The following is a 26,281-nucleotide window of genomic DNA, read 5'->3' as shown; positions in this document are numbered from 1 at the left end:
CGATTCAACCTTCTTCGTCGGACTCGCCCAGTACGCGCGCATTGCGATTTTCAATCACCGCGCGCGTCGTTTTGGTCGCGCCAGGACCCGGCGCAAAGCGAACATCCTGAAACCCCAGCGTTCGCCCATCCGCCCCTCTGAGCCCCATGATCTCTACGGGGTCGCCGCTGGCGTCCTCCACCAGCTTCACGGGCGGCCGGCCATTCACCGCAAGCCATTTGTCGCCCCATTGCATCAGCGCGACCAGAACTGGATATAGCTCTTCTCCCTTGCTGGTGAGCCGGTAGCCAAACGTGTTCGCGCGCGCCGCCAGCGGGAAGCGCTCAAGGATACCCAACTCGATCATACGTTCGAGCCGCGCGGTGAGCACATTGCGCGCAATCCCCAGCGCGCTCTGAAACTCGTCGAAGCGCGTGCTCCCCTGGGTGCATTCGCGAACGATCAATAACGTCCACCACTCGCCAACTTCGTCGAGCGCGCGGGCGATTGAACAGTTCATTCCGTCAAGGCGTTTTCGGTACATGGTGAAGCGAATAGTACCTTAAGTTTCGTCATGCAACTTCCCCATTTTGTGGGGAACAGTTACCCGTCGTGGACAGTAGCGTGATGCAACTGCGTTCCCTATAGTTCGGCCACAACAGTTTCGCCACGAAACTCAACGACGTAGACCGACTGAGGAAACAACATGGATCGCCGCCTTCTGACCCTCGCGCTGGGCATGTTCGCGCTAGGCACCGACAGCTTCGTTTTCGCGGGCATCCTGCCCGAAATCGCACACTCCTTTCATGTGAGCATTGGCGCAGCCGGCCAGCTGATTACGGTGTATGCGCTGAGCTATGCGCTGCTTGGACCAACCATTGCCGCGCTCGCGGCGAACGTTGCACGCAAGCGCATGTTGCTCGGCGGCATCGGACTGTTCGTGCTCGCCAATGTGGGCACCCTCTTCGCGCCGAACATCGGCATCGCACTGGCGACGCGGGCACTTGCCGGTCTAGGCGCCGCCATGTTCTCGCCCACCGCCAGCGGCACCGCTGCGGCGCTGGTGCCGCCGGAGCGACGCGGCTACGCCCTGTCGATCGTCGTGGCCGGGCTGACCAGCGCGACCGCCATGGGGTCGCCGCTCGGGGCGGTGATCGGCGGGCTGGCAAGCTGGCATTGGACGCTGGTGTTCGTCGCCACCCTCGGCAGCGCCGCATTTGCGGGAATCTGGGCGCTCATGCCGGAAGTGCCGCTTGCGCCGGCTATCTCGCTCTCCAGACGCCTCGCCCCGCTTGCGGATTCACGCGTGGGCCTGACGTTGTTCGCCACGGTGCTGGCGCAACTCGGCACCTTCACGATTTTCTGCTACTTCCCGGTCGTATTCGACCGCGCCACCGGCCATCACCCGGCCGTACTGGGAGCGCTGCTGGTGCTGTTCGGACTTGCCGGAACGACGACGAATCTGCTGACCGGCCGTATTCTCGACAAGATTGGCTCACGCAAGGTGCTGGTGCTGATGCTCACGGCAGTCGCCATCGTGACTTTCACGATTCCGTGGTCGAGCGCGCATCTCTGGAGTGCCGTACCCGCCGTTCTCGTGTGGGGCGCGTGTTCGTGGGGCTTTCTCAATCCGCAGCAATTCCGCCTTGCCAACCTGAATCCGCCGATGACGTCCGTGCTGGTCGGTTTGAATACGTCTAGCACCTATATTGGCGTGTCGATTGCCGGCGCGGTTGGCGCGGCTGCGATCCCGATGGTGGGCGCCCATCACCTGGGTTTTCTTTCCAGCATCGCGGTGGTCGTAGCGCTGGGGGTTTCCGAACTGGCCAGCCGCCGCATTGCCTCAGTCGCCAGGACCACTGCAACGGCGGCAGCGTAAGCAGACAAAAGCCCGGCGACCAGTCGTTCGAAGCGCCGGGACAGGCCATTCAACCGTCTTTTTCCCGAATAACGAATCCGTATTAATTAGTCATTCTTAGTGATTTTCCAGCTCTGCAATGCCTTGCTGGACTGTCGTATCTCTTTCGCAAGCGTTTGACCACAACGTCGCGATGCGCTGCTTCGCTTCGGCAAGAATGCGCGCCGCCAGATCCGGGTCATCGACGATCCGGGACACCGTGACCGCCCCCAGGATCGCAGAGAACACGAACATGGCTGCCCCTTCGTCCGATGCACCGTTGGCCGCCATGGTCTTGATCAGTTCGCGGTATCCGCGCGTCGCGGCGTGCCGGGTCTCCTTATCCGCACGGGCCAGTTCGCTGCCCATGGCGATCAAGGGGCATTCGCCGAGACAGGCTTCCGCGCTTTTATCCAGAAGGTGGGCTTCGAAATGATCGAGAAATGCCTGTTCCCCGTTTTTGACCGAGGCGTCGATGGCGTCGCGCGTGGATGCCATGCCGGCCGCGCACGCCTCCGCCACCAGATGCTCCTTGGAGGCGAAATGGCGGTAGAACGCGCCGTGCGTCAAGCCGGCCGCCGACATGATTTCCGCCACGCCGGTGGCATGAATTCCGTTGCTCCTGAACGCCTGCGCGGCAGCCTGAACGATGCGCTTACGCGTTTGCGCCGTTTCCACTCTCGACTTTTTCATGGCTTTACTCCTCGCTGCACTGGCAGCGTTGGTTCGTAACCTTGACATTCTGGATTATACGCATTATCTTGACGCCAGATAGTTAAGGTCAGTCATCTAACGCGGAGTTGGGCTGAGTCAAGTACGCAATCACCCGGCGCCCAACACGTTCACCTACTTAGGATCACTATGAATCAGCCCGTTGATCAAGCCGAGGAAAGGGTCGTCGTACCCGGGACCCCGGCACACTCCGGCTCCCCGCGTTGGATTGGCAAGACCATCGCTCTCGCCGTCATTGTTGCCGTAGCTGCTACGGCGTGGCATCTGCGCAGCTCACACACCGAAGCGGCGGCCGCGCCGCCTGCGCCGCCGGTTGCTATCAGCGCACCACTGCAGCACGACATCGAAACGCGCCTCGGTTTCCTCGGTCAATTCTCGGCAGTCAATCGCGTCGAGATTCGCGCCCAGGTAGGCGGCACGCTGACCCAGATTAATTTCAAGGACGGCGATATCGTCCACAAGGGCGATCTGCTGTTCGAAGTCGATCCCGAGCCCTATCAGATCAAGCTCAGCGAAGCGACCGCACAGCTCGAATCGGCCAATGCGCGCCTCGCGCTGGCCACGCGTGAACTGGCGCGTGCACAGCAACTGCAGCAAGCGGAAGCCGGCACGGTGGAAAACGTCGATCAACGCGTCGCCGAACAACACGCGGCGCAGGCCGCAGTCGATAACGCCAATGCGCTCGTGCGCGATGCGAAATTCGATCTGGACCGCTGCGCGATCAAGGCGCCGTTCACGGGCCGCATGGGTACACACCTGGTGTCGACCGGCAATCTGGTATCCGGCAGCCGCGCAGGCAGCAGCCCCACGACGCTGCTCGCCACCATCGTCTCGCTCGATCCGGTTTATCTGGATTTCGACATGAGCGAAAACGACTATGCGGCGTTCCAGCAATCGCGTGCCAATCAGCAAGGCCCGCTCGCCGACAAGGTCACGATCTCGCCCACAGGCGCGACCGGCTTCACGCGCCAGGGCACGCTCAATTTCATCGACAACGCCCTTGACCGTTCGAGCGGCACGATTCACGCCCGCGCAACCATTCCCAATGCCGATCTTTCGCTCACGCCTGGCGGCTTTGCGCGCGTGCGTCTGGCGACGTCCGCACCGCAGCCCGCGCTGCTCGTGCCCGATGCAGCGGTGCTGGCCGATCAGACCGATCACATGGTGTTTGTGCTTGGCCCCGACGATGTCGCCACGCCCAGGAAGGTCGAGATCGGCGATCTGCGCGGCGGGCTGCGCGTGATTCGCGCGGGTCTTGCACCGACCGACAAGGTCATCATCGACGGTCTGCCTAAAGTCCGGCCGGGTTCGAAGGTGTCCCCGCATGACGGAACTATCGAGTTCACGTCGTCGCAAGACGACGGCGGAGCTAAATCATGAAACTCACGCACTTTTTTATTGAACATCCGCGCTTTGCCGCAGTGCTCAATATCTTCGCCGTTCTGATCGGGCTGGTGACGATGTTTTCGCTGCCCGTCGCGCAGTATCCGAACATCGTGCCGACGACCGTTCAGATCACCACGTCGTATCCCGGCGCTTCGGCTGACACGATCGCCCGCACGGTGGCCACGCCGCTGGAGCAGGCCGTCAACGGCGTCGAAAACATGGACTATATTTCGAGCCAGTCCACCGGCAACGGACAGTTGAAGATCACGGTGATCTTCAAGGTGGGCACCGATCCAAACGTTGCGCTGATGCTCACGCGCAATCGCGTAGAAGATACGCTCACGCGCCTGCCGCCCGACGTTCAGTTGCAAGGCGTGCAGGTGAAGAAGACTATCGATGCGCTGCTGCTGGGCGTACACGTCTATTCGCCGGACGGCTCGCGCAGCCCCGAATATCTGTCCAATTACATGCTGAAGATACGCGACCAGATCGCGCGTTTGCCAGGTGTGTCGGACTTCCAGTTGTTCGGTGAGCGTCAGTACGCGATGCGTATCTGGATCGATCCGGACAAAGCTGCGGCTTATAACATCAGCGCAAGCGACGTGCTGGGCGTCCTGCGCGCGCAAAATGCGCCGGTTTCGGCGGGCGTGCTCAATCAGCCGCCGATCACGAGCAATGGCGCATACCAGATCAATGTTGAAGCGCTGGGCCGCCTGACCACGCCCGAGCAGTTCGGCGACGTGGTGGTGAAATCCGACGCAGACGGCCGCGTCACGCGCATTCGCGACATCGGCCACGTCGAACTTGGTTCGGTCGATTATGGTTCGAAGGCCTATGCCGACCGCGCAGCAGCGGCGCCGTGGTTCGTCGTCGCCACACCCGATGCAAACGTGGTGCAGGTCGAACACGCCGTGTGGGACAAGATGGCGGAGCTGAAAAAGCAGTTTCCTCCGGGCGTCGACTACATGAAGATCTATGACCCGACCACGTTTGTCGGCCAGTCGATCGAAGAAGTGATCAAGACTATTGCGATTGCGATTCTGCTGGTGGTGGGCGTGGTGTATCTGTTCCTGCAAAACTGGCGCGCGACGATTATTCCCGTGGTGGCGATCCCGGTTTCGCTGCTGGGGACGTTCACGATTCTTTCGCTCTTCGGCGCATCGATCAATAATCTGTCGTTGTTCGGGATTGTGCTCGCAGTCGGTATCGTGGTGGACGACGCCATCGTCGTGGTCGAAAACGTCGAGCGGAATATGGCGCTCGGCATGACGCCGCGCGAGGCCGCGCATCAAACCATGAACGAGGTGTCGACGGCGCTTATCGCCATTGCACTCACGCTTTGCGCGGTGTTTGGCCCCGCTGCGCTGATGTCCGGCATTTCAGGCCTGTTTTTCAAGCAGTTTGCCATCACCATTGCGGCTTCCACGGTCATCTCGTGCTTCGTCTCGCTCACGCTGAGCCCGGCCTTGTGCGCAGTGCTGCTCAAGCCGCACAACATGGAAAAGACCCACGGCGGTTCGACGGCGCTTGGCCGAGCACATCATGCTGTCTTTGGCCGCTTCAATGCATCGTTCGAATGGCTTTCGGGACGCTACGGCAAGATCACGGGACGCTTCGTTCGCGCCACCACGGTCATGCTCATTGTCTACGCCGGTCTGATCGCAGCAACCGGCATTCAGATGGCCAGAATGCCTACCGGCTTTATTCCCGAGCAGGACATCGGTTATCAGGCCATCATCGTGCTGCTGCCGCCGGGTTCCAGCCTAGAACGCACGGACAAGGTCGTGCGCGAAGTGAACGATATCGCGCTCAAGACCCGCGGCATCGACCACACATCGCCGGTGACCGGCTTCGACGTGACCACTGGCACGATTGCGCCAAACGTGGGCACGATCTTTACCGGCCTGCCGTCGCTGTACGGCGAGCACATCCCCGGTGTAAACGCCGCAACCATGCTGGTGACGCTGCGCCAACGTCTGGCAGGCGTCAAGGACGCCGTTGTGATCGTCGTGAATCCGCCGCCGGTTCAGGGGTTGGGCGCGGCGGGCGGCTTCAAGATGATGCTGGAAGACCGCGCTGGGGTTGGCCCGCAGGCGCTCGCAGCCGCAGCCAATTCGCTGGTGGCGGCGGCGAACAAGGACAAGGCTTTTGGCGGTGTATTCACGCTTTATAACGCCGGCGCACCGTCCGTCTATGCCGATGTCGATCGCCTGAAGGCAGAAAAAGTCGGGCTCACGCCGACTGATGTGTTTTCGACGATGGAGCTTTACCTCGGTTCGCAGTATGTGAATGACTTTAACTATCTGGGCCGCACCTATCAGGTCCGCGTTCAGGGCGATGAAGCATTCCGCAGGACTCCAGAGGATCTGGGCCGCTTGAAAGTGCGCAATGCGTCGGGCGAGATGGTGCCCATCGGTACGGTGGCGACGTTCAAGGACAACACCACGCCATACCGCGTACCGCGTTACAACCTCTATCCCGCAGCGGAAATCATGGGCGCGGCAGCGCCGGGCGAGTCGTCGGGCGACGCAATGAAACGCATGGAGCAACTGGCCAACGAGGTCCTTCCGAACGGCGTCTCGTATGAATGGACCGATCTCGCGCACCAGCAGGAAGAGCAAAAGATGTCGCCGCTCGTGATCTTTGCGGCATCGGCGCTGTTCGTGTTCCTCGTGCTTGCGGCCCAGTATGAAAGCTGGAAAACGCCGCTGGCGATCGTGCTGATCGTGCCGATGTGTCTGTTTGCAGCGGCAATCGGTCTGAATATGCGTGGCATGCCTATCGACATCCTGGCGCAGATCGGCTTCGTCGTGCTGGTTGGACTGGCGGCGAAAAACGCGATCCTGATCGTGGAATTCGCGAAACAACGTCAGGACGAAGACGGTGTGGGCGCGGAAGACGCCGCCACTCATGCAGCGCATGTTCGTCTGCGCCCGATCCTGATGACCTCGCTGGCGTTTATTGCCGGGGTCGCGCCACTTGCGATTGCCAGCGGTGCGGGTTCGGAAATGCGTCAGTCGCTGGGCACCACGGTGTTCTTCGGGATGCTCGGCGTGACGATCTTCGGCCTCGCCTTCACCCCGGCGTTTTATGCCTTTGTTCGCAAGCTCGGCGTCAAGCGTGCACCTGCGCTGCCCCGCAAGCTCAGCAGTGGAGAAGCAAAATGAGTCAGTTCATGGCAAAAACCGCAAAAGCGATCATCGGCAGTCTGATCGTGAGCGCTGGTCTCGTGGGATGCGCCGTCGGTCCGAACTACGTTGCGCCCAAAACCGACATGGCGCCGTTTCATAACACCGAAGCGGTGGCCAACCGGCAGACGACGCTTCCCGCGCCGAAGCTGGACAACTGGTGGACGGGCTTCAACGATCCGATGCTGGAAAAGGTCGTACAACGCGCGCTCGACCAGAACCTCAGCCTCCAGGCTGCGATTGCGCGGGTCAGTCAGGCGCGCGCGGCGGCGCAAGCCGCAGGCGCACAACTGCTGCCGACCGTCGATGCGGGCGGCTCCGCAACGGCCGAACATCAGAGCACGACCAGCCCGCTTGGCACGCTCGCGAGCGCCTTTCCCAACTACAGCCGCGACCAGAAGCAATACGTTGTGGGCGCAACGGCCAGCTGGGAAATCGATCTTGCAGGCGGACTGCGACGCGCCCACACCTCGGCCCTCGACGAAGAGCAGGCGGCGGAGGCTGGCCAGCTCGGCACGCGCATCACGGTAGCCGCGGACGCGGCTGACGCCTATCTGCAGGTGCGAGGCTTGCAGGCACAAGTGGCGGTCACGCAGGACCAGATCGACACCGACGCGCATCTGCTCACGCTCGTTCAGGCCCGCAAGCAGGCGGGCGCGGCCGACGAACGCGAAGTCGCCCAGGCCGAGGCGCTGCTGCGTCAGGCGCGCGCCAGCCTGCCCGCGCTGCGCATTGCGCTGGAAGCGCAATTGAATCGGCTCGACGTTCTGATGGGCGCGCAACCCGGGACCTATGCGGCGGAACTCAACACCAACGCCGCCATCATCCCCGAAGTGCCCGCCATTGGCACAGGCGATCAACCCGTCGACGTGCTGCGTCGCCGCCCCGACATCATTGCGGCGGAGCGTCATCTGGCGGCCACCAACGAGAACATCGGCGTGGCCATTGCCGATTACTATCCGAAGATCTCGCTGTCCGGCGCATTGGGCTTCGACAGCATTTCGACCAATCACCTGTTCAGCGCAAAGTCCTTCGAGCCGATCGGAACGGGCGCGCTCCAGTGGCGGCTGTTCGATTTCGGCAAGGTGGACGCCGAAGTGAAGCAGGCGCGCGGCGCCAATGCCGAAGCGCTGGCGCAATACAAGGAGGCCGCGCTCAAGGCGACCGAAGACGTCGAAAACGCCTTCATGGCGCTCTCGCAATCGGAAATTCGCGCTCAGGAGATCCAGCAGGAAGTCACCGCCTTGACCAGGGCACGCGATCTTTCGGAGAAAGCGTATCGTGCCGGTTCCATCACGTTGACGGATGTGCTGGACGCAGACCGGCAGCTTCTGGTTGCACGCGATGATCTGGACGCAACCAAAGCGGATGCTGCCAGAGCCGCGGTGCGGACGTTCCGCGCGCTCGGCGGCGGGTGGGATGCGCCGCAGCCGGCAGTGCAACAGGCAGTGCAACAGGCCGCGCAAACTGCAGCGTCAAAGGGCTGACGCGATATCGGCATCGTGACTGGCGCATCGGCTTCAATGCGCCAGTCACGAACTGATCAGGTAAAACGTTGACTATGAATGGCCGGCGGCAGCGGATGGCGCGACGTGGAAAAAGACGGCGTCATCGGCGTGTTCGGACTGCTACCCATTTTCGTCCACGCACGCATTTGTTCGATCGGGTTTTCACTCTCCACCACATCGTAACCCGCGCTGGTAAGCCGATATTCCGCGGCAGTCGTGCACTCGGTCACGAGACCCATATCCTTGAGCAGCGCGAGATGCAGCCTCACTTCCGGCCAGCTATGCCCTTCCTTTTGCCCTACGCCGGTTTCGATATCCTTGCAGCACTGGGTCGGTTTCTCATCGTCCTGCATAAACGAAAGAATCGCTCTGAGTAGCTCGGCGTTTCTGCGCATGTCTGACCTCCATGAGTGGCCTGCTTCGATTAACGATACACCGCCTCGCCTGAACATGCGCAGCGTCCAGGGAAAATACTAGATTATTGACATACTCTACATTTTGTATGATGAAAAACCTGTCCTGGCATCGCATTGGTTTTCGTGAGCTCCCCAGTTTGTGGGGAACAGTTCTCCGGTTTCGCATGTAGCTCACCACGACGGCATTCCTTATAGTTTCATCAAGAAACTTCATGGCGAAAGTCAGTGTTTCGCCGCGGCTATCGCCGCTCATCCCATTCATTGAAACCAGGAAGGCACCATGTCCATTGCAAAACCGTTCCGCCAGTTGCACGATAACTCGACGCCGCTGCGTCTGCCCAACGTCTGGGACGCGGGCAGCGCACGGCTTGCCGAAGCGCAGGGAGCGCGTGCCATCGCGACGACCAGTGCGGGCTTTGCGTGGGCATTGGGCTATCAGGACGGCCGCGAATTGCCCTTCGACGAAGTGGCGGCCTCTGTTCGGCGTATCGTTCGTGTGCTGAAAGTGCCGCTATCCGTGGACATCGAAAACGGCTACTCCGATGACCCGCAGGTGGTCGCTAGCAACGTCATGCAACTCGTCGAGCTTGGCGTGGCGGGCATCAATATCGAAGACGGCCGCGATGCGCCCTCCCTGCTGGCCGCCAAAATTCGCGCGATCCGCGAAGCCGTTGCAAAGGCCGGTGCAGATCTCTTTATCAACGCGCGTAGCGACGTGTTCCTCGCGAATCTGGTCGACAAACCGAAGCAACCGGACGAAGCCATCGCGCGCGGCGACCTCTATGCAGCCGCCGGTGCAGACGGCCTGTTCCTGCCCGCACTCGCCAAACCTGCGGATATCGCAGCGGTTGTGAGCGCGATTACGCTGCCCCTGAACGTGATGGCGCTGCCTGGCTTGCCAGACGCGACAACTCTCGGTCAGCTCGGCGTACGGAGGCTGAGCGCCGGCGGTGCGATCTCGCAGATCGTGCTACAGACGGCGAAGGAACAGATGCAGGCTTTTCTCCACGACGGCAAGTCGGACGGCCTCTACGACAAGGCAATGCCGTATTCGGAGATCCAGGCGCTTTTCGCGGGTTTGCCCACGAAGTGAAGTCAGGTCAACTGCTTCAATTGCCGATGTAAAAATGATAAGGAAACCAGACTATGCTGCAACTTCGACCTGGATGTGAGTGCTGCAACAAGGATCTGCCGCCGGACTCAGCGGACGCGCGTATCTGTACCTTCGAATGCACGTTCTGCAGCGATTGCACAGACACGGTACTCAAGGGAATCTGTCCGAACTGCGGCGGCGAACTGGTAGCGCGTCCGCGCCGCCCTGCCGACAAGCTCGCGAAATACCCCGCATCCACCGAGCGCGTTTTCAACGAGAACTGTCTCGCAGATCACACTCACCCGCGCTAGCCGGCTTTGCAACACCGGCGACGGTCCCGGTGGGAGAACACAATGGATCATGACCGATATGGTCTGCAGGTCATGCGCGCGGCGCGTTATGCAACGCGTGTGTACAACCGGCACCTGGCCAAGGTGCCGCTTACCGCCAGCCAGCACGGAATTCTTGAGCAGATTGCCCAGGCTGCTGCTATCTCTTTGCAGGATCTGGCGGACAAACTCATCGTCGAACGCTCGTCATTGCAACGCACGCTGCAGCCGCTGATAAAAACAGAGCTGGTTCAAACCATGCTCGATCCGTTGAACAAACGACGCGCGTTATTTCGGCTTACGGAAAACGGAAAGACAGTGCTTGAATCGTCGTTTGCATTGATCCGCTGCGCCGAGGAGGAAATCGAAACCTTGATCGGCAAACCGGCAATCCAGATCCCGTGCCATGAATCAGCGGTTGTCGGCAAGACCTGCGCACAACGCGAGCATTGCGCCGTTTGAGCGCCAGATTGATTGGAGGGAGCATCGTGGACCGTATTCAAGCCATGCAGGTATTCACCCGCATCGTCGATTTCAGCAGCTTTACGCGCGCTGCCACATCGCTCGGGATGAATCGGCCGACGGTCACCACGATGATCCAGAGTCTGGAAGATCATCTGGGTACGCGGCTCCTGAATCGCACGACGCGCAGTCTCTCCCTGACGACGGATGGCGCGGCCTATTATGAGCACTGCCTCAGAATTCTCGCCGACGTGGAGGACACCGAAGCCGCGTTTCAAAAGGTGGAAAAGCGGCCGCGTGGCAAACTGCGCATCAGCATGCAGGGCGCCGTCGCCCGTCAGATCATCTTGCCCCGGCTACGCGACTTCCATACGCAATTCCCCGAGATCGATCTTCAGTTGGGTTTGACAGACCGGCATGCGGATAGCCTGGAAAAGGAGGCTGACTGCGCCGTGCGCGTAGGCGATCTGAACAATCCCGCGCTTGTCGCGAGGCGGATTGGCCTGTTCGATTGCATGACCGTTGCGTCGCCTTCCTACCTTGCAAAGCATGGTGTTCCGCACTCGCTCGACGACCTCAAGACTCATCTCGGCATCAACTATTTTTCGACGCGCTCGGGCCGGATTCTGGACTGGACCTTCATGGTCGGCGGCCGCGAAATGCAGGTCCCGGTGAAAGGTGCGATTTCAGTGAACGAAGCCGAGTCTTACGTCATGTGCGGCCTGAAAGGCCTGGGGCTGATGCAGGCGCCGCGCTTCATGATCCTGGCGCAACTGAAGGCCGGGCAATTGATTGAAGTTCTGCCCGAATGGAAGCCTCTGCCAATGCCCATATCGGTTGTCTATCCGCAGAGCCGCCATCTTTCGCCCAAGGTACGCGCGTTCGTGGATTGGGTCGTCACCACATTCGATCATTGCCCGCTGATGTGCGGCGTGACTTCACTTAACCAGACCTGCTCGGATCGCACGTTCGAGAAAATGGAGCAATGGAAGGAGCCCATCGTGAATCTCGTAGAGGACGCTTTGGTGTAAGCGCCAGGCGCTCTCGCCCTGCGGGGCAATTGGGCGCCTGAGCGCCTGCGCGCCTCGTCAATAGCCTACTTCCCTTCTTCAGTTAGCCCGACGTTTCGGCTCGTGCCACTGGCGAGCAGTGTCGTCAATGAGAGCGCGACCAGTACTGCGCCATACGCATCGGTGGTGGTGCGAAGGCCGACAATATGAGCCAGCGTTCCGGCCAGAATCGCCGGTATGCTGAAAGCGAGGTAGCTCAGGATATAGAAGGCGGCCATGAGTCCCGCGCGTTCGTGCGCCTGTGCGAGCGGCATCACGGAACGTAACGCCCCTTGAAATGCAGCGCCAAATCCCGTCCCGGCAACGGCCGTTCCCGCGAAAAACACGGTTGCGTTTTGCACATGCACGCCAGCCAGCGTAATGAGCAATCCCACCGCCAGGGCCGTCGCGCCGTATCGCAACACGTGCACAGTGCTTACCTTGCGCAAGGCCAGAATGGCGGCGAAACCGCCCGTGGTCAACGCGAAAACCACCCACCCGCCAATCGTTGCGTCACCTGCTCCAGTCACCGCACGGGCGAGTGACGGACCGAGCGACAGATAAAAGCCTCCCAGCGCCCAGACGGCGATATTGACCGGCGCGACGCGCAGCATTGCGCCACGCGCCGCCCGTGGAATCGTCACGCGCGGAACTAGCGCGGCGATCGCACCCGGAACACGGCTGACCGTTTCCGGCAGCGCGACCGTAAAGCCCGCTTCGAGCAACAGGATTGCGCCCAGCACAATAAAGATCAGTTCCCTGGGCAGCGGCGCATAAGCGACCAGCATGCTCGCGCCCAGTGCGCCGCATCCCATGCCCAACAAGGAGGCCAATGCGTTGATCAACGGGCCAGACGCGCGGCTTTCATCGAGGATGGCCGCGCCCAGGGCGCTGGTTGCCGCCCCCGTCGCAAAGCCCTGCACGAGCCGCGCCCCGATCAGCATGGAGACGTTGCGCGATTCGACGAAGACGAGCATCGCGGCCATCTCCAGCACAATGCTGCCGACGATCACCGGCCGCCTGCCGATGTGATCCGACAAGGAGCCCGTCGTCAGCAGCGCCGCAAGCAGGCTGAACGCGTAACTGGCGAAGACCAACGTGAGCATGGCTGGCGAGAAGCCCCACGCTTCCTGATAGAGCCGGTAAAGCGGCGTGGGCGCGCTGGACGCGCCAAAGAACGTTGCGACGGTCAACGCGTAAAGCGTCAGTGCGCCCCACATGCGCGATCCTGTGGGTTGGGTGATCTGTTCGGCGGACATCTGGCTCTCCGGCTGTTAATGCAAAAAAATTGCGTTAGCGAATTCTGACCCAGATGATTCGTTAATGCAACTTTTTAGCTTTAGTGGCATACTGATTACGATGACCACATTTGCGTCGAAGAGCAGGAGTGCAAGCAATGGTGATACGTGAAGGCCTGCGGCCCGGCGGGCGTAGCGCGCGGGTTCAGGAGTCCGTTCATAACGCGGTGAAATCGCTCCTCGCGGAAATGTCCCGCGAGGACATCACCGTCGCGATGATCGCCGCACGTGCGGAGGTCACGCCCTCGACGATCTATCGGCGTTGGGGCGACCTGCCGACCCTGCTCGCCGATGTGGCGGTCGAGCGGTTCTATCCCGACAGCATGCCCGCCGACACGGGATCGCTCAAAAGCGATCTGGAAGCGTGGGCGCAAAGCTATCAGGAGGAGATGACGTCGTCGCCGGGCCGCGCCATGATCCGCGACGTGCTTGCCGCCATGGAAAGCGACGGCAGCGGGCCGGCGTGCCAGTGCGCGGATATCGTGCGCGCGCAGGTACAGTTGATCTTCGGGCGCGCACAGTCGCGCGGCGAGGCCGTTCCGGCGATGCACGAGGTGCTGGACACCGTGATTGCGCCCGTCATGTACCGGATGCTGTTCGACAATCAGCCGCTCGATCCCGCCTTCACGCGCAAGCGCGTTGCCGTGCTGCTCGATGCATTCCAGCCGGTCGGGAACCCGCGCAAAACTCGCCCCAAGGCCGCCTGACGCAAACGCCGCCGATCGCCCTCACCGCTCGCGGCCGCTGTCCGGACGCACTCGACGCCAAAGGACCTGCGGGGAGCCGCCATGTGGATTATCATGGCTCTCCTCAGCGATCTTTGGCCAGGAGGGCAACATGGGATATTCCCAAGCAGAAAAAGCTGAATCGCATCAGCGTATTGTCGATGTGGCGGCGCGACGCTTTCGTGAGCTCGGTCTGGAAGGCATCAGCGTCGCCGACATCATGAAAGAAGCCGGCATGACCGTCGGCGGTTTCTACAAGCATTTTGCTTCGCGCGACGATCTCGTGGTCGAGGCGATTGCGGCCGCGTGCGAAGAAATGGATCAATCGGCCCTGACCGCGCAGCCCAATTTGAAGAAGAGCATCCAGACGTATCTGTCGGAAGAGCACCGGGACAATGTCACGGGCGGTTGTCCGCTCTCGGCTCTGCTCAACGACACGGCGCGCAGCACGGAAGGCGCACGCGAGGTCTATACCGAGCGACTGGAAAGCAGTCTCGCCCTGCTCGAAAGCCAGATGCCCGAAGGCACGGAAGGCAACCGGCGCGCCAAGGCGATGCTGATCTATAGCGCTTACGTTGGCGCACTCGGTCTGTCACGCGCCGTAGCGGACCCCAAGCTTTCCCGCCAGATACTCAACTCCGTGTCAGCCGAGTTGATCGCCCTCTTTCCCACCAAAAAGTCACAAGCCTCCGCGGCCTAGACCATCGCGCGTTTCGGCGAACGACTTGCGCCGCATGGTGTGTATCTACACAGCAAATGATCGGCTAGCCCGAAAAAGCCGATGCCCCGGGCGTTTCAACGCCCGGGGCATCGGAGTTCGTTACCTGGCTCGCGTCTATCGCGCGATCAATTGACGTTGTAGCGCGCGCCGGGCTTGCTCAGCGAAAGCTGCGGCACGAGCGCGCCGCGCGCCGCTTCGAAGGCGTTCCAGCCATCGACGGTGGGCAGCGACGGCACCGTCGCGAATTCGCCCTGATCCAGCCCGGCCAGCGCGGCGTCGACCAGATCCTCCACGCTCATGACCATTTCCGCCGGAAAATTGTCGACCGGCGCACCGGCAACGTCCCAGAATTCCGTACGCGTCGCGCCTGGCAAGACAGCCTGAATGCGCACGCCCTTGTCGCCGAGTTCATGTTTTAGCGATTGGCTTAGCGCCAGCACGTAAGCCTTGGTTGCGCCATAGACGCCGTTCAAAAACTCCGGTGCGATCGCCACGCCCGACGAGATATTGATGATCGTGCCCGCACCGCGCGCCACGAATGCAGGCGCGATCGCGTAAGTCAGGCGCGTGAGCGCCGTCACGTTCAGATCGATCATCGCTTCCATCGCATCGACATCGGCCTGAAGCAGCGGCGCCGCACTGCCCACGCCCGCGTTGTTCACGAGCATCGTCAGCCCGGCGTCATTGCGGATCAGCGCCTCGACGCGATGCAGATCAGCCGCGTTCAGCAGATCGGCGACCACGGTTTTCACTTCGCGGCCGGTTTGCTCACGCACACGCGTGGCCACTTCATTGAGGCGCGCCTCGTGACGCGCGACCAGCACCAGATCGTAGCCGCGACGCGCAAGACGGTCCGCGTAAATTGCGCCGATTCCCGACGATGCCCCGGTAATCAGGGCGGTTCCCAGCGTGACTGCATTGTTCATATTCATCTCCGTAGAAAGCCGGCGTGATCGCCGGGCACGGGACAAATTTTAGGCGTACAATCATACTCCAGAGAGTCGAACTTCCGTCCTTTTAAGCCATCGAGGGCCAGCATGCAGCGAATCGGCGTCGTACTTTATCCGGGCTTTTCACTGATCAATCTGGGTGTCGTTTCGGTATTCGAATTCGCCAATATCAGTCATGGTTCGCCGCTGTACGAAGTCGTGCTGCTCTCGGAACCGGGCGGGCTGATCGCTTCTTCATCGGGCGTCGAAGTGAATACCGCGACCCTTCAGGAAGAAGGGTTCGACACGGTCATCATCGTTGGCGACAACGACGCGCTTGTGCCCGCACCGGCATTGGTGGAATTCCTGCAAGTCGTCTCGACGCGCTCGCGACGGGTGTGCTCGACCTGCACGGGCGCGTTCTATCTGGCGCAGGCAGGTCTGCTGGATGGCAGGCGCGCAACCACGCACTGGTTCTTCGCATCGAAGCTGCGCAAGGACTACCCGGAAGTGCATGTCGAAGAGGATCGCATCTTCGTCAACGACGGCGCGATCTGGACCTCGGCAGGCGCAACCGCCTGCATCGATCTGGCGCTAGCCTTCGTGGAGCAGGACGTGAGCACCGATCTTGCGCGGCTCGTCGCCAAAAAGCTGGTGGTCTACCACCGTCGCACCGGCGGTCAGACACAACACTCTGCACTCCTTGACATATTGCCTCGCTCGGATCGCATCCAGAAGGCGCTCACCTACGCGAAGCAACATCTGCATACGAGTCTTTCTGTCGAAGACCTGGCGAATGCCGCGAATCTGAGTCCGCGACAATTCAGCCGCGCCTTTCACGAGGAAACCGGACATACGCCCGCCAAGGCCATCGAGCATCTGCGAACGGAATCGGCGCGAATCATGCTGGAGTCGGGGCGGCACACGATGGAGACCATCGCGCGCGATGTAGGCTTTGGCGATCCCGACCGTATGCGGCGCGCGTTTTTGCGCGCATTCGGACAGCCGCCGCAAGTGATCCGCCGCGCAACCCGCGCAGCGGCCTAGCCGCCACGCACTACGCTGCGCTCAGCGTCAGATCGAGAAAATGGCGTAAGCAGGGATTCGGATTGCCTGCGCGCCAGACCAGCACCTGATCGATATGCGGTGCGTCCACCAGCGGACGGAACACCACCTGGTCGAACGCCGCCTTCGTCATCGAAAGCGGCACGAGCGCAATGCCCGCGCCTTCGTTGACGAGACTCAGGATCGTTTGCTGAAGCTGCACTTCAAAGCGGATCGAAGGGAAAAAGCCCGCAGCCAGGCAGTGATCGACGATGGCATTGCGCAGCGCCGGCGCGACATCGGGAATCGCCACGACAAAGGCTTCCTCGGCCAGACGCTTGACGGCGATGCGGCGCGCGCGAGCGAGCGGGTGGCTGCGATGCAGCGCGACGCACAGCGGCTCCGAAATCACGGTGCGGCGTTCAAGGCCCAGTTCCGCCGCGCCGGGGATCAGGATAGCCGCATCCATTTCTCCGGCGCGCACTCGCGGGGCGAGATCCTCGGAAACGACTTCGCGCAGTGACAGCGTCACCTCGGGAAACGCGTTGCCGAACGCGGTGACGAAGCGCGGCACCACGCCATATGCGGCGCACATCGTGAACCCAAGCGTGAGCTTGCCGATGCTGCCATGCCCCGCCGCCACGGCGTTACGCGCAGCGGCGCTGGTGGAAGCGAGCAGCGCCTTGGCGTCGGCGTAGAACTGGCGGCCCGCGGCGGTGAGTTCCACATGACGCGAACTGCGCTCGAACAGGCGCACGCCAAGCGACTCTTCGAGCGCCGCGATCTGGCGGCTCAAAGGTGGCTGCGAGAGATGCAGCGCCTGCGCGGCCTTACCGAAATGCCGCGTTTCCGCGAGCACGACGAAGTAGCGCAACGGCTTGATATCGAGCATGGTGAGGCGAAATGAATCAATGCAAAAAAAGTATTGTTCCTCGCCGATAATAGCATTGGATTGTATCGATCGCCTTCGTTATAGTGCGCGGTTCCGATTCAGCCCCGTTACCATGCTTTCCACGTTCTCGATCCTTCTGCCCATTTTTGGGCTCATCCTGGCTGGCTTCGTATGTGCGAAGCGCGGTGTGCTGGGGCCGACGGCCGCGTCCGAACTCAACAAGTTCGTCGTCTGGCTTGGCCTGCCCGCGCTGCTGTTCAACATCATGTCGCACTCGACTTGGCAGCAGCTCGACCAGCCGGGCTTTATCGCCGTGTTTTCGATTGCGAGCGCCGCGCCGTTCCTGGTGACGCTCGCGGGCCGTCTGCTGGCGCGTCGCAAGCTCGCCGACGCCAGCATTGATGCGATTGCCGCCTCGTATCCCAACACCGGTTACATCGGCTTTCCGCTGTGCCTGCTGCTGTTCGGCCAGTCCTCGCTCACGCCGACGACCATCGCCACCATCCTCGTCGCCTGTGTGCTTTTCGCGGTGGCGATCGTGCTGATCGAGGTCGGCCTGCAGGTCGAACGCGCGCCCCACAAGCTCGCGGGCAAGGTGCTACTCGCGCTCGCACGCAATCCGCTGATCGTGGCGCCCATCGTCGGCGCGCTGGCCTCGGCGGCGCACATCACGGTGCCGGAAAGCGTGGAGACCTTCCTCAAGCTGCTGGGCGGCGCGGCAAGCCCGTGCGCGCTGGTGAGCCTTGGCCTGTTTCTCGCGAAGAAAAAGCCGGTTGAGGAACAGGTGGGCGGCGCGGTGCTGCGCGACGCGGTATTGCTCACGCTCATCAAGCTGATCGCGCAGCCGCTGATCGCCTGGTGGTTCGCAACGCGCGTATTCTCGCTGCCGACCACGCTCGTCAACGTGACGATCCTGCTCGCCGCGCTGCCGACCGGTACGGGCCCGTTCATGTTGGCTGAGTATTACCGGCGCGAGGCAAGCATCACTTCACGCGTGATCCTGTTTTCGACCCTGGGCGCGATCGTTTCGCTTTCGGTAGTGATGACCTTGCTGATTCGCGTGGGATAAGCAAATCACGCTGCGGGCGCATCGACCGTTGCGCTAGCAACGATACGATCGGCCAGATAGGCGGCGTCGCGCGCAACACCCGAGAAACGGCCCGATCCCCAGGTGTGCAGCCACGGCAAGCCCAGAAAATAGAGGTTTTCCTGCGTGGTGACGCCGCGCTTGTGCCCCGGATAGCCGCGTCCATTGAAGATCGGCAGATCGATCCAGCTGAAGTCGGGATGAAAGCCGATACACCATAGGATGCTGCCGATGCCGCTGGAAGCGAGATCGAGCGCAGTGCGCTCATGCGGCGGCGTCCACACCGGCTGATACGCCTGCCCTGCAGGCGCTTCGATTCCCTTCTGCGCGATGAATTTGTCGATTGACGCGTTGATCCGGTTATAAGTGTCGTCGGCGCTATCGAGGTTGGCGCGCAGATTCGGTTTGAAGCGCAGCGCACCATCCACGAAATCCTCAAGCGCACCGTAGAGTTCCATCCCCTCGCACGCAAAGCGGCGCAGATCGATATCGCGCCCGCCGTCGCGGCCCGTGACATAGTGGTTGGTGTTGTCGCGCACGCCCTCGCGCAAGGGATGCTCCTCCACCGGCATATCGTAGTACTTCATCTCCGCGAGCCAGTCGACCACATCGCGGCCACGATAAAAGCGCGCGCAACGCGGCGCTTCACCCACCGCGAGCATCACCTTCCGGCCCGCCAGATGCAGATCCTCTGCGATCTGCGCTCCCGACTGCCCCGAGCCCACCACCAGCACCGCGCCTTCGGGTAGAGCCGCAGCATTGCGATATTCGGACGACTGTATCTGCGCGATGGACGCGGGCAGGCGCTCGGCCATGCGCGGCACGATGGGCGTGTGATAGCCGCCTGAAGCAACCACCACCTGATCGGCGCTCAACGTCCCCTGGTTCGTCTGCACCACGAAGCCGCCCTGCGGATGCCGCGCCAGACGCGTGACCGCCACGCCCTCGCGCACGGGGGCATCGACGTGGCGCACAAACCCGTCCAGCCACGCGATGATTTCGTCCTTCTTCATAAAGCCGTGCGGATCGTCGCCGCGATACGGGTAATCGGGCAGCGCGCATTGCCAGTTCGGTGTGACGAGGCAAAACGCGTCCCAGCGCTGCTCACGCCAGGTATGCGTCACCGTGTGCTTTTCCAGCACGACGTGGTCGATGCCGCGCTGTTTGAGGCAATAACTCATCGACAGCCCGGCTTGCCCCCCGCCTACAATGACGACGCTGAAATGCTCATCGGTGGCGGGCAACCGGGACGATTGCGCCTGGCGCGCACCCTCATGCAGACCAGCAGACATGCGATTCTCCTTGTGAATTTCAATCGACACGCACGACTGTGACTCGTGCGTCCTGCTCGTCCTGCGCACCTTTAGCCCGAAATGGCTCGGCGCGGCGCTCAATCGCCGCCCATTGATCGAGCGCCGACGAGCACGCATAACCGAACTTCTCACGCACACGCTCCGAAGCAGCAGCCAGGGCATCGCGCGTACGATCGAGAAAGACGTCCAGCGGATAGTCGCCGGGACGCAGATACTCGCGCACAATCGACGAAGGCGAATAGCAGCGCTCTTCCTCGCCGTCCGGCCAGCGCACGACGAAATGCGTGACAGGCATATCGTTCTCCTGATGAATTCAAGTTGATGACACGTCGAGCGCGCGTGTGGACCGCCGATCCGCGGGCACGATGAACGCTTGCTCGTCGAGCCGCCAGGCCGTGCGAATCTCCCCGCTCAAGCTCAAGTCGATGGTCGGCTCCGCGTGAATCTCACCGATTTCGTCGCATGCAATGCCCCGGACTTCGAAGCGCGCGCGCACCGCATCCACGTTGCGCGGCGCTACGCTCAGCAGATAGCCGAAGCTCGGAAAGATCTGCATCCAGCGCGACAGGTCCACGTCAGCGGGACGCGGCACGCGTTCGAGATCGATACGCACGCCCACTCGCGAGCATTCCGCGAGCATCATCGCCGTGCCCGCGATGCCGGCCATGCTGATGTCCTTCGCGGACTCGCACAACCCTTCCTCGGCGATCTGGGCCAGCAGAGCAAGATCGCCGCGAATACGCTCAGCCGGCGCTTCGGTGGCGGCGTTCCAGTACGGATAGGGTTCGACGAACGCGCCGCGCAGATCGACGGCCATCATCAGCCGGTCGCCGGGGCGCGCCGCGAAGCTGGAGAGCAGCCGTTTGGCGCGGCCCAGGATAGCCACCGCAAGCTGCGTACGCTCGCTGCGCGCATTGCTATGGCCGCCGACAATCGGTACGCCGAGTTGCCGCGCCGCAGCCGCCATGCCTTCCAGCACCGGCGCGGCGGGCGCGAGGCCCTTGCTCCAGATGACGTCGACGACTGCGAGCGGGCGGCCTCCCATCGCGCACACATCGCTCACGTTCACGAGCACCGAGCAATACCCCGCGAACCAGGGCATCGCTTCGATCAGGTCGCTCACCATGCCCTCGGCTGCAAACAGCAACCAGCCGTCGCCATCGGGCAGCGCGGCGCAATCGTCGCCCGCGCCCATGACCGCTGCTTCGTCGCTGCGCGTGGGGTCGTCACGCGAAAGCGCCGCGAGCAAAGGCGCGATGTCGGTCTTGTGCGCCACGCCGCGGCTTGCACGCACGCTCGCCACGATTTCATCAAGCGTCATGCGGCCCTCCGCTGCGCGTCGACCACGAAACCCTGGTACGGCGTCGCGCATGGCGGGTAGTGTTCGAGATCCGCCTGCATCAGATGATGCGCCCGCCCGAACACCGTCGTCTCTTCGAGCGTGCGCCAATGAAGCCGTTGAAACAGCGGCGCGTTCTGTGCCTGTACGTGAGCGAGAAACACCTGGCAACCCAGCGCGTGCGCGCTGCTCACCGCCAGGCGGATCAACGTCGCGCCGATCCCACCATGCCGCCGGTACGCTGCGCTCACAGCGAGCCGCGAGCCGTACCAGGTGCCGCCATGATCTTCTGCATCGCGACGATGGATGCGCACGGTGCCGACCACGTTCTCCGCACAGACGGCAACAAGCAATTGCGCATGCGTGTCGATGGCGTCGCGATCGTCGTGCTCGAAAATGCCCTGCTCGTCGCAGAACACCTTGCGCCGCAACGCCAATGCACCTTCGATCTCCCATGCCTCGTGCGCCCAGCGCACCACGATGTCCTGCGTATCGCCGGTCATCATGCCGCCACCTTTTCGAACGCCTGCAAGGACGAACACGCGCCACATTTGCCGCAACCGGCCTTGATATCGGTCGCGCGCAGACCGGCTTCGCGCACCATCGCACCAAGCGGCGCGAGGATCGAACGCATGAATTCGGGCGTGGGTGGCGCATGATCTTCGAGGGGTGTTCCCGAGATCGGCACGAACGGCACGACGAAGGGATAGACGCCGATTTCCACGAGCTGGCGCGCGGTGTCCAGAATGCGCTGCGGTGGGTCGCCCAGGCCCGCGAGAATATAGGTGCTCACCTGGCCGCGCCCGAATACCCGCACCGCCGCGTCAAACGCCTGCATGTAGCGGCTCACCGGCACCGTCGCCTTGCCCGGCATCAGTTGCGCGCGTTCGGCCTCGCCCAGCACTTCCAGATGCATGCCCAGCGTATCCACGCCCGCCTCGCGCATGCGGGCGAACCAGGCATCGTCGTCGGGCGGCTCGCATTGCGCCTGGATCGGCAGGTCGACCGCGCGGCGGATCGCGCGGGCGCTATCGATCAACACCGCGGCGCCGCGATCGGGCGTGGGCGGTGTGCCGGTCGTCAATACCATATGCTTGACGTGATCGAGCAGCACGGCCGCGCGCGCGACTTCGGCCAGTTGCTCGGGCGTCTTGTGAGCGACCGTGCGCCCCGCGGCCAGCGACTGGCCGATCGCGCAGAACTTGCAGGCTTTTTTGCGGCTCTCGTAGCGAATGCAGGTTTGCAGGACCGTGGTGGCGAGCACATCGGTGCCGTGCAACGTGGCGATGTGCGAGTACGGCACGCCGTCGAGCGTTTGCAGCTTGTAAAAGCGCGGCGTCTTCGCAAAGGCGATCTGCGCGATTGGAATGCTGCCGCGCGTGAGCACGCTCAGGCCCTGCGCATCGGGCTCATTGGCGACGAACGCCGATTGATGCGCGCCGTGCGTATGCACCGGCACCATCAGCGTGACGCCGTCGATCACGACCGCCTTGTGATCGGACGGACCCGCGCCGCCGCGGCGGGAAAGCCCATCCGCTTGCGGCGCGGCAAGCCGCAGGCCGCTCGACTGAAGCTCAGTCAAAAGCTGCAGTTTCGATTCCGGCAGGTTGACGCTGGCATTCATCGTTCACACTCCATGACGGGACCGTGCCCGCCTGGTCGAAGGAAAATACGGGCGTGGCAGGGCGCTCGTTGATGGCGAGACTCAGCAGTTCGGGCCGCGCATAGTGCCCCACCGAATCCATCATGCGTTTGCGCTTGGTGATCAACGCCATGTCGAGATCGGCGATCACCATGCCCTCGCCCTCTCGCAACGGTGCGGCCAGATGCTGGCCCTCGGGCGAGACGATGGCCGCGTTGCAGCCGCCGCGCAGCGCTTTTTGCAACTTCGGATCGCTGGTGATGGATTCGATCTGCGTGTCGCTGAGCCAGCCCGTTGCGTTCACAACGAAACAGCCCGATTCGAGCGCGTGATGGCGGATCGTCACTTCGATCTGCTCGGCAAAGATTGGCCCCACCAGCGAGCCGGGAAACTGGCTGCAATGGATCTCTTCGTGCTGGGTCATCAGCGCATAGCGGGCCAGCGGGTTGTAATGCTCCCAGCACGCCAGCGCGCCCACGCGGCCCACCGCCGTCTGCACGACCTTGAGGCCAGCGGCGTCGCCCTGCCCCCAGATCATGCGTTCGTGGAAGGTGGGCGTAATCTTGCGGCGCTTGAGCCTGAGCTGGCCATCGGCGTCGAAAATCAGCTGCGTGTTGTACAGGCTGCCGTGATCGCGCTCGTTGACGCCCAGCACGATCACCATGCCGTATTCGCGTGCGAGCGCGGCCACCGTTTCAGTCACGGGCCCCGGTATCGTCACCGCTTCCTCGTAGAGCCGCAGATGCGCCGCGCCCGATTGCACAGGCGGCAGCACGAACGAAAAATACGGGTAGTACGGCAGAAAGGTTTCGGGGAACACGGCTAGCTGCACGCCCTCGCGCGCGGCGGCGACGATCGCATCGCCCACGCGCGCGAGCGTGCCCATGCCCGATTCGAGATCGGGCGCAATCTGCACCGCCGCCGCCCGCACGATACGTTTAGCCGATGAAGTGGATGACGTGGACATGGCGCTCGCGCTCAGACGGTCCAGGTGTCGATCACGAGCGCATTCGACTTGCGATGCAGCAGTTTGAGATCCAGCACGTCGAGCGGATTGATGGCGCGCACGCCTTCGATCAGCGCCGCTTCGGTCTGACCGTAAAGCGCCTGCAACGCGAAGCGGCACGCGTAGACTTTGCCGCCTTCGGCCATGAATTTCATCAGCTGGTTGTTGAAGTTCAGATGCCCCGGAAAGGCTTCCGCGCCCAGCGTCGGAAAGCCGCGCTGCACGCCCAGCATCACGCCCGGGCCGTAGAGCAGGATCGAGGTCTCGAAGCCCTTGCGTTGCAAACGCGTGGCCTGAAGCATATTGACGAAGCCGATGGAACCTTCGAACGCAACCGTATGGAACGTGACGAGGGCTTTCTCGCCGGGTTCCGCCTTGATGTCCTCGAACACCTTTTCTTCGTAATCGACGAGGAAATCGCCGGTCTTGTGAGCAGGCAGGGTGATGGCGGGCATTGCATGACTCCGTTGAGGGATTGGGGACCGTGTCCGACCGGTGGCCGGCATCCTCCTTTTTGCAACGCTCATGCCATCAAATGGCACGCTGCATGCAATCAAGTTCCAATCAATCCGGCGTGGCGGGAATGATCCACGCAATGATTTTTTCTGCGATGCCCGTCACGTCGAGCGCACCGCCAGGCGAGCGACAAAACCGGCTTTCGCGTACGCCCTGTCGTGGGGCAAGGCCTGACCGATGCAGTGCGCGCATGCATCAAATCGGATCATTCAATGCGATATGGCGCGATCAATTGATTTATTTTTTCGCGCGCTTGCTCACTAGAATGAATGAGCGAATCTGAAGGCGCTCGCTCCTGCTTACTCGCGGTCTCACGCACACTCACCCGTCCAATCTCATGTCGAACGTCACCGCGCATTGGCTCAAACGGCTTTCGGAAAGCGACAAGCCGGTTTATCAGACCATCCCCGATCTCATCGAAGAGGACGTGGCGAGCGGGCGTCTACGACCGCGTGACCGCTTGCCCGCGCTGCGCGATCTTTCGGACGCCCTCAAGATCAACTACACCACGCTCGCGCGCGGCTACGCCGAAGCGCGCAAACGCGGCCTGATCGATTCGCGCGCGGGCAGCGGCTCGTATGTGCGCGGGCGGCCGCCCGCCCTGCCGCTCAGTGCGGGCACGGCGCTGGAAATGACCATGAACATGCCGCCCGAGCCGCCGGAGATGAGCGAACTGCTTGCGCAATCGGCAGGTCAGATCATCGGCACGGCCGACGCGTGGTCGCTATTGCGTTATCAGGACTTTGGCGGTTCGCAATTCGAGCGCGGCATCGCCAGTCAGTGGTTGCGGCATACCGTGCCGTCACATCGCGCCGATGCCGTGCTGGTCTGCCCCGGCATTCATAACGCGCTGGTGGCGCTGCTGCTGCGCCTGGTGAAGCCGGGCACGGTTATTTGTGTGGACTGCCTGGCATATCCGGGGCTCAAGGTGATCGCCAACCAGTTGGGCATGCCGCTCGCGCCGCTGCCGCGCGACGACGAAGGCCTTGACGCCAATGCTTTCGAGGCGCTGTGCAAGACGCGCAAGCCAGGTGTGCTCTACTGCAACCCCACGCTGCAAAACCCCACCACACGCACGCTTTCGCAGAACCGCCGCGAGCATATCGCCGATATCGCCTTGCGCTACGACGTGCCGATCATCGAAGACGACGCCTACGGCATGCTGTGCGAAACGCCGCCTGTGTCGCTCGCCACCCTCGCGCCTGAGCTGACCTACTACGTGACCGGCATGTCGAAGTGCTTTGGCGCAGGGTTGCGCGTCGCCTATGTGGTCGCGCCCAGCGCCCGCCACGCGGAGCGGTTGTCAGGGGCGCTGCGCGCCACCACGGTGATGGCGAGCCCGTATATGTCGTTTCTCGCTGCGCGCTGGATCGAAAGCGGCTTTGCGCAACAGATGCTGGAAGCCATTCGCGCCGAATGTGCGGTGCGCCAGCATATTGCCGCGCAAGTCTTCGCCGGACGCGAAATCGAGGCGTCGAAGGATTGCTTCCACCTCTGGCTGACGGTGCCGACGGAAACAGGCTGGAGTGCTTCCGAACTGGCTTCGCATCTGCGCACCAAGCAGATTGGCGTGGTGTCGGGCGCCGCGTTCAGCACCGACGGCAATCCGCCCAACGCCGTGCGGATCTGTCTGGGCGGCCCGGGCGATGTGCTGGCGATGGAGGACTCGCTGCATCTCGTGGCGGATATGCTCGATCATCCCGATCATCTGCATTCGCCGATGTTGTGAT

Annotated in this window: 26 protein-coding genes; 13 read left to right on the top strand and 13 right to left on the bottom strand. The window is 62.3% G+C overall.

Going from position 1 to position 26,281, the window contains the following annotated elements; genetic code table 11:
• Positions 1 to 4: 4 nt before the first annotated feature.
• On the bottom strand, positions 5 to 523 hold the full coding sequence (locus tag F3J17_RS10535) for a helix-turn-helix domain-containing protein (protein ID WP_167057159.1): 519 nt from the start codon (positions 521 to 523) through the stop codon (positions 5 to 7).
• Positions 524 to 685: 162 nt separating this feature from the next.
• Between F3J17_RS10535 and F3J17_RS10530 the strand changes: the two genes are divergently transcribed.
• The gene (locus tag F3J17_RS10530; RefSeq protein ID WP_167057156.1) at positions 686 to 1,858 is read left to right on the top strand and encodes an MFS transporter; all 1,173 of its coding nucleotides are present in this window, start codon (positions 686 to 688) and stop codon (positions 1,856 to 1,858) included.
• A gap of 96 nt (positions 1,859 to 1,954) precedes the next feature.
• Here F3J17_RS10530 and F3J17_RS10525 read toward each other — a convergent pair whose 3' ends face one another.
• A complete protein-coding gene (locus tag F3J17_RS10525; protein WP_167057153.1) occupies positions 1,955 to 2,569 on the bottom strand; it encodes a TetR/AcrR family transcriptional regulator in 615 nt (204 codons plus the stop codon).
• Positions 2,570 to 2,737: 168 nt separating this feature from the next.
• Between F3J17_RS10525 and F3J17_RS10520 the strand changes: the two genes are divergently transcribed.
• Genes F3J17_RS10520 through F3J17_RS10510 form a run of 3 tightly spaced genes read left to right on the top strand, consistent with a single transcriptional unit; the run spans position 2,738 to position 8,669 of the window.
• Complete coding sequence (locus F3J17_RS10520) at positions 2,738 to 3,988, top strand: efflux RND transporter periplasmic adaptor subunit (RefSeq protein ID WP_167057150.1); 1,251 nt, start codon at positions 2,738 to 2,740, stop codon at positions 3,986 to 3,988.
• A complete protein-coding gene (locus F3J17_RS10515) occupies positions 3,985 to 7,161 on the top strand; it encodes a multidrug efflux RND transporter permease subunit (RefSeq protein ID WP_167057147.1) in 3,177 nt (1,058 codons plus the stop codon). Before F3J17_RS10520 ends, F3J17_RS10515 begins: the two co-directional genes overlap by 4 nt.
• Positions 7,162 to 7,169: 8 nt before the next feature.
• Positions 7,170 to 8,669 carry an efflux transporter outer membrane subunit gene (locus F3J17_RS10510; RefSeq protein WP_240160898.1) on the top strand — a complete coding sequence of 500 codons (1,500 nt, stop codon included), beginning with the start codon at positions 7,170 to 7,172 and terminating at the stop codon, positions 8,667 to 8,669.
• A 56-nt stretch (positions 8,670 to 8,725) separates the two neighbouring features.
• On the opposite strand, the gene F3J17_RS10505 is transcribed toward F3J17_RS10510, so the two are convergent.
• Entirely contained in the window at positions 8,726 to 9,085 is a 360-nt protein-coding gene (locus tag F3J17_RS10505) for a hypothetical protein (RefSeq protein WP_240160897.1), read from the bottom strand.
• 301 nt (positions 9,086 to 9,386) lie between these two features.
• Here F3J17_RS10505 and F3J17_RS10500 point away from each other — a divergent pair, with 301 nt between their 5' ends.
• From F3J17_RS10500 to F3J17_RS10485, 4 genes are read left to right on the top strand one after another with little or no spacing between them, the layout of a single operon-like run.
• A complete protein-coding gene (locus tag F3J17_RS10500; protein ID WP_167057141.1) occupies positions 9,387 to 10,199 on the top strand; it encodes an isocitrate lyase/phosphoenolpyruvate mutase family protein in 813 nt (270 codons plus the stop codon).
• 53 nt (positions 10,200 to 10,252) lie between these two features.
• Positions 10,253 to 10,510, top strand: a complete 258-nt coding sequence (locus F3J17_RS10495) for a DUF1272 domain-containing protein (protein ID WP_167057138.1) — start codon at positions 10,253 to 10,255, stop codon at positions 10,508 to 10,510.
• 42 nt (positions 10,511 to 10,552) lie between these two features.
• Positions 10,553 to 10,990 (top strand): winged helix DNA-binding protein, encoded by a 438-nt coding sequence (locus F3J17_RS10490; protein ID WP_167057135.1) that lies wholly within the window; start codon positions 10,553 to 10,555, stop codon positions 10,988 to 10,990.
• Between the two features lie 26 nt (positions 10,991 to 11,016).
• Complete coding sequence (locus F3J17_RS10485) at positions 11,017 to 12,021, top strand: LysR family transcriptional regulator (RefSeq protein WP_167057132.1); 1,005 nt, start codon at positions 11,017 to 11,019, stop codon at positions 12,019 to 12,021.
• 65 nt (positions 12,022 to 12,086) lie between these two features.
• Here the strand turns inward: F3J17_RS10485 and F3J17_RS10480 are convergent, their stop codons facing one another.
• Positions 12,087 to 13,298: an MFS transporter gene (locus F3J17_RS10480; protein WP_240160896.1), complete on the bottom strand. Its 1,212-nt coding sequence runs from the start codon at positions 13,296 to 13,298 to the stop codon at positions 12,087 to 12,089.
• Positions 13,299 to 13,435: 137 nt separating this feature from the next.
• Between F3J17_RS10480 and F3J17_RS10475 the strand changes: the two genes are divergently transcribed.
• A complete protein-coding gene (locus F3J17_RS10475) occupies positions 13,436 to 14,044 on the top strand; it encodes a TetR-like C-terminal domain-containing protein (protein ID WP_167057129.1) in 609 nt (202 codons plus the stop codon).
• Between the two features lie 130 nt (positions 14,045 to 14,174).
• A complete protein-coding gene (locus tag F3J17_RS10470; RefSeq protein ID WP_167057126.1) occupies positions 14,175 to 14,762 on the top strand; it encodes a TetR/AcrR family transcriptional regulator in 588 nt (195 codons plus the stop codon).
• Positions 14,763 to 14,908: 146 nt separating this feature from the next.
• On the opposite strand, the gene F3J17_RS10465 is transcribed toward F3J17_RS10470, so the two are convergent.
• Positions 14,909 to 15,715, bottom strand: a complete 807-nt coding sequence (locus F3J17_RS10465) for an SDR family oxidoreductase (protein ID WP_167057122.1) — start codon at positions 15,713 to 15,715, stop codon at positions 14,909 to 14,911.
• A gap of 105 nt (positions 15,716 to 15,820) precedes the next feature.
• On the opposite strand from F3J17_RS10465, the gene F3J17_RS10460 reads away from it, so the two are divergent.
• On the top strand, positions 15,821 to 16,759 hold the full coding sequence (locus F3J17_RS10460; protein WP_167057119.1) for a GlxA family transcriptional regulator: 939 nt from the start codon (positions 15,821 to 15,823) through the stop codon (positions 16,757 to 16,759).
• A 10-nt stretch (positions 16,760 to 16,769) separates the two neighbouring features.
• On the opposite strand, the gene F3J17_RS10455 is transcribed toward F3J17_RS10460, so the two are convergent.
• Positions 16,770 to 17,648, bottom strand: a complete 879-nt coding sequence (locus F3J17_RS10455; RefSeq protein WP_167057116.1) for a LysR family transcriptional regulator — start codon at positions 17,646 to 17,648, stop codon at positions 16,770 to 16,772.
• A gap of 112 nt (positions 17,649 to 17,760) precedes the next feature.
• Between F3J17_RS10455 and F3J17_RS10450 the strand changes: the two genes are divergently transcribed.
• The gene (locus F3J17_RS10450) at positions 17,761 to 18,717 is read left to right on the top strand and encodes an AEC family transporter (protein ID WP_167057114.1); all 957 of its coding nucleotides are present in this window, start codon (positions 17,761 to 17,763) and stop codon (positions 18,715 to 18,717) included.
• A gap of 5 nt (positions 18,718 to 18,722) precedes the next feature.
• Here the strand turns inward: F3J17_RS10450 and F3J17_RS10445 are convergent, their stop codons facing one another.
• The 7 genes from F3J17_RS10445 to F3J17_RS10415 are packed head-to-tail and all read right to left on the bottom strand — an operon-like array spanning position 18,723 to position 24,490.
• On the bottom strand, positions 18,723 to 20,027 hold the full coding sequence (locus tag F3J17_RS10445; protein ID WP_167057111.1) for an MSMEG_0569 family flavin-dependent oxidoreductase: 1,305 nt from the start codon (positions 20,025 to 20,027) through the stop codon (positions 18,723 to 18,725).
• Positions 20,028 to 20,046: 19 nt separating this feature from the next.
• On the bottom strand, positions 20,047 to 20,343 hold the full coding sequence (locus F3J17_RS10440) for an MSMEG_0570 family nitrogen starvation response protein (protein WP_167057109.1): 297 nt from the start codon (positions 20,341 to 20,343) through the stop codon (positions 20,047 to 20,049).
• Positions 20,344 to 20,361: 18 nt separating this feature from the next.
• Positions 20,362 to 21,369 carry a sll0787 family AIR synthase-like protein gene (locus F3J17_RS10435; protein ID WP_167057106.1) on the bottom strand — a complete coding sequence of 336 codons (1,008 nt, stop codon included), beginning with the start codon at positions 21,367 to 21,369 and terminating at the stop codon, positions 20,362 to 20,364.
• Positions 21,366 to 21,893, bottom strand: a complete 528-nt coding sequence (locus F3J17_RS10430; RefSeq protein WP_240160895.1) for an MSMEG_0567/Sll0786 family nitrogen starvation N-acetyltransferase — start codon at positions 21,891 to 21,893, stop codon at positions 21,366 to 21,368. Before F3J17_RS10430 ends, F3J17_RS10435 begins: the two co-directional genes overlap by 4 nt.
• The gene (locus tag F3J17_RS10425) at positions 21,890 to 23,011 is read right to left on the bottom strand and encodes an MSMEG_0568 family radical SAM protein (RefSeq protein ID WP_167057100.1); all 1,122 of its coding nucleotides are present in this window, start codon (positions 23,009 to 23,011) and stop codon (positions 21,890 to 21,892) included. Before F3J17_RS10425 ends, F3J17_RS10430 begins: the two co-directional genes overlap by 4 nt.
• Entirely contained in the window at positions 22,962 to 23,996 is a 1,035-nt protein-coding gene (locus F3J17_RS10420) for a Nit6803 family nitrilase (protein WP_167057097.1), read from the bottom strand. Before F3J17_RS10420 ends, F3J17_RS10425 begins: the two co-directional genes overlap by 50 nt.
• Before the next feature lie 11 nt (positions 23,997 to 24,007).
• Positions 24,008 to 24,490 (bottom strand): MSMEG_0572/Sll0783 family nitrogen starvation response protein, encoded by a 483-nt coding sequence (locus F3J17_RS10415; protein WP_167057095.1) that lies wholly within the window; start codon positions 24,488 to 24,490, stop codon positions 24,008 to 24,010.
• Between the two features lie 398 nt (positions 24,491 to 24,888).
• Between F3J17_RS10415 and F3J17_RS10410 the strand changes: the two genes are divergently transcribed.
• The gene (locus F3J17_RS10410; RefSeq protein WP_167057092.1) at positions 24,889 to 26,280 is read left to right on the top strand and encodes a PLP-dependent aminotransferase family protein; all 1,392 of its coding nucleotides are present in this window, start codon (positions 24,889 to 24,891) and stop codon (positions 26,278 to 26,280) included.
• Position 26,281 lies beyond the last annotated feature (1 nt).

This window comes from Burkholderia sp. Ax-1719 (assembly GCF_011753055.1).
In the GTDB taxonomy this organism is placed as follows: domain Bacteria; phylum Pseudomonadota; class Gammaproteobacteria; order Burkholderiales; family Burkholderiaceae; genus Paraburkholderia.
This window is presented reverse-complemented; position numbering and strand designations above follow the sequence as displayed.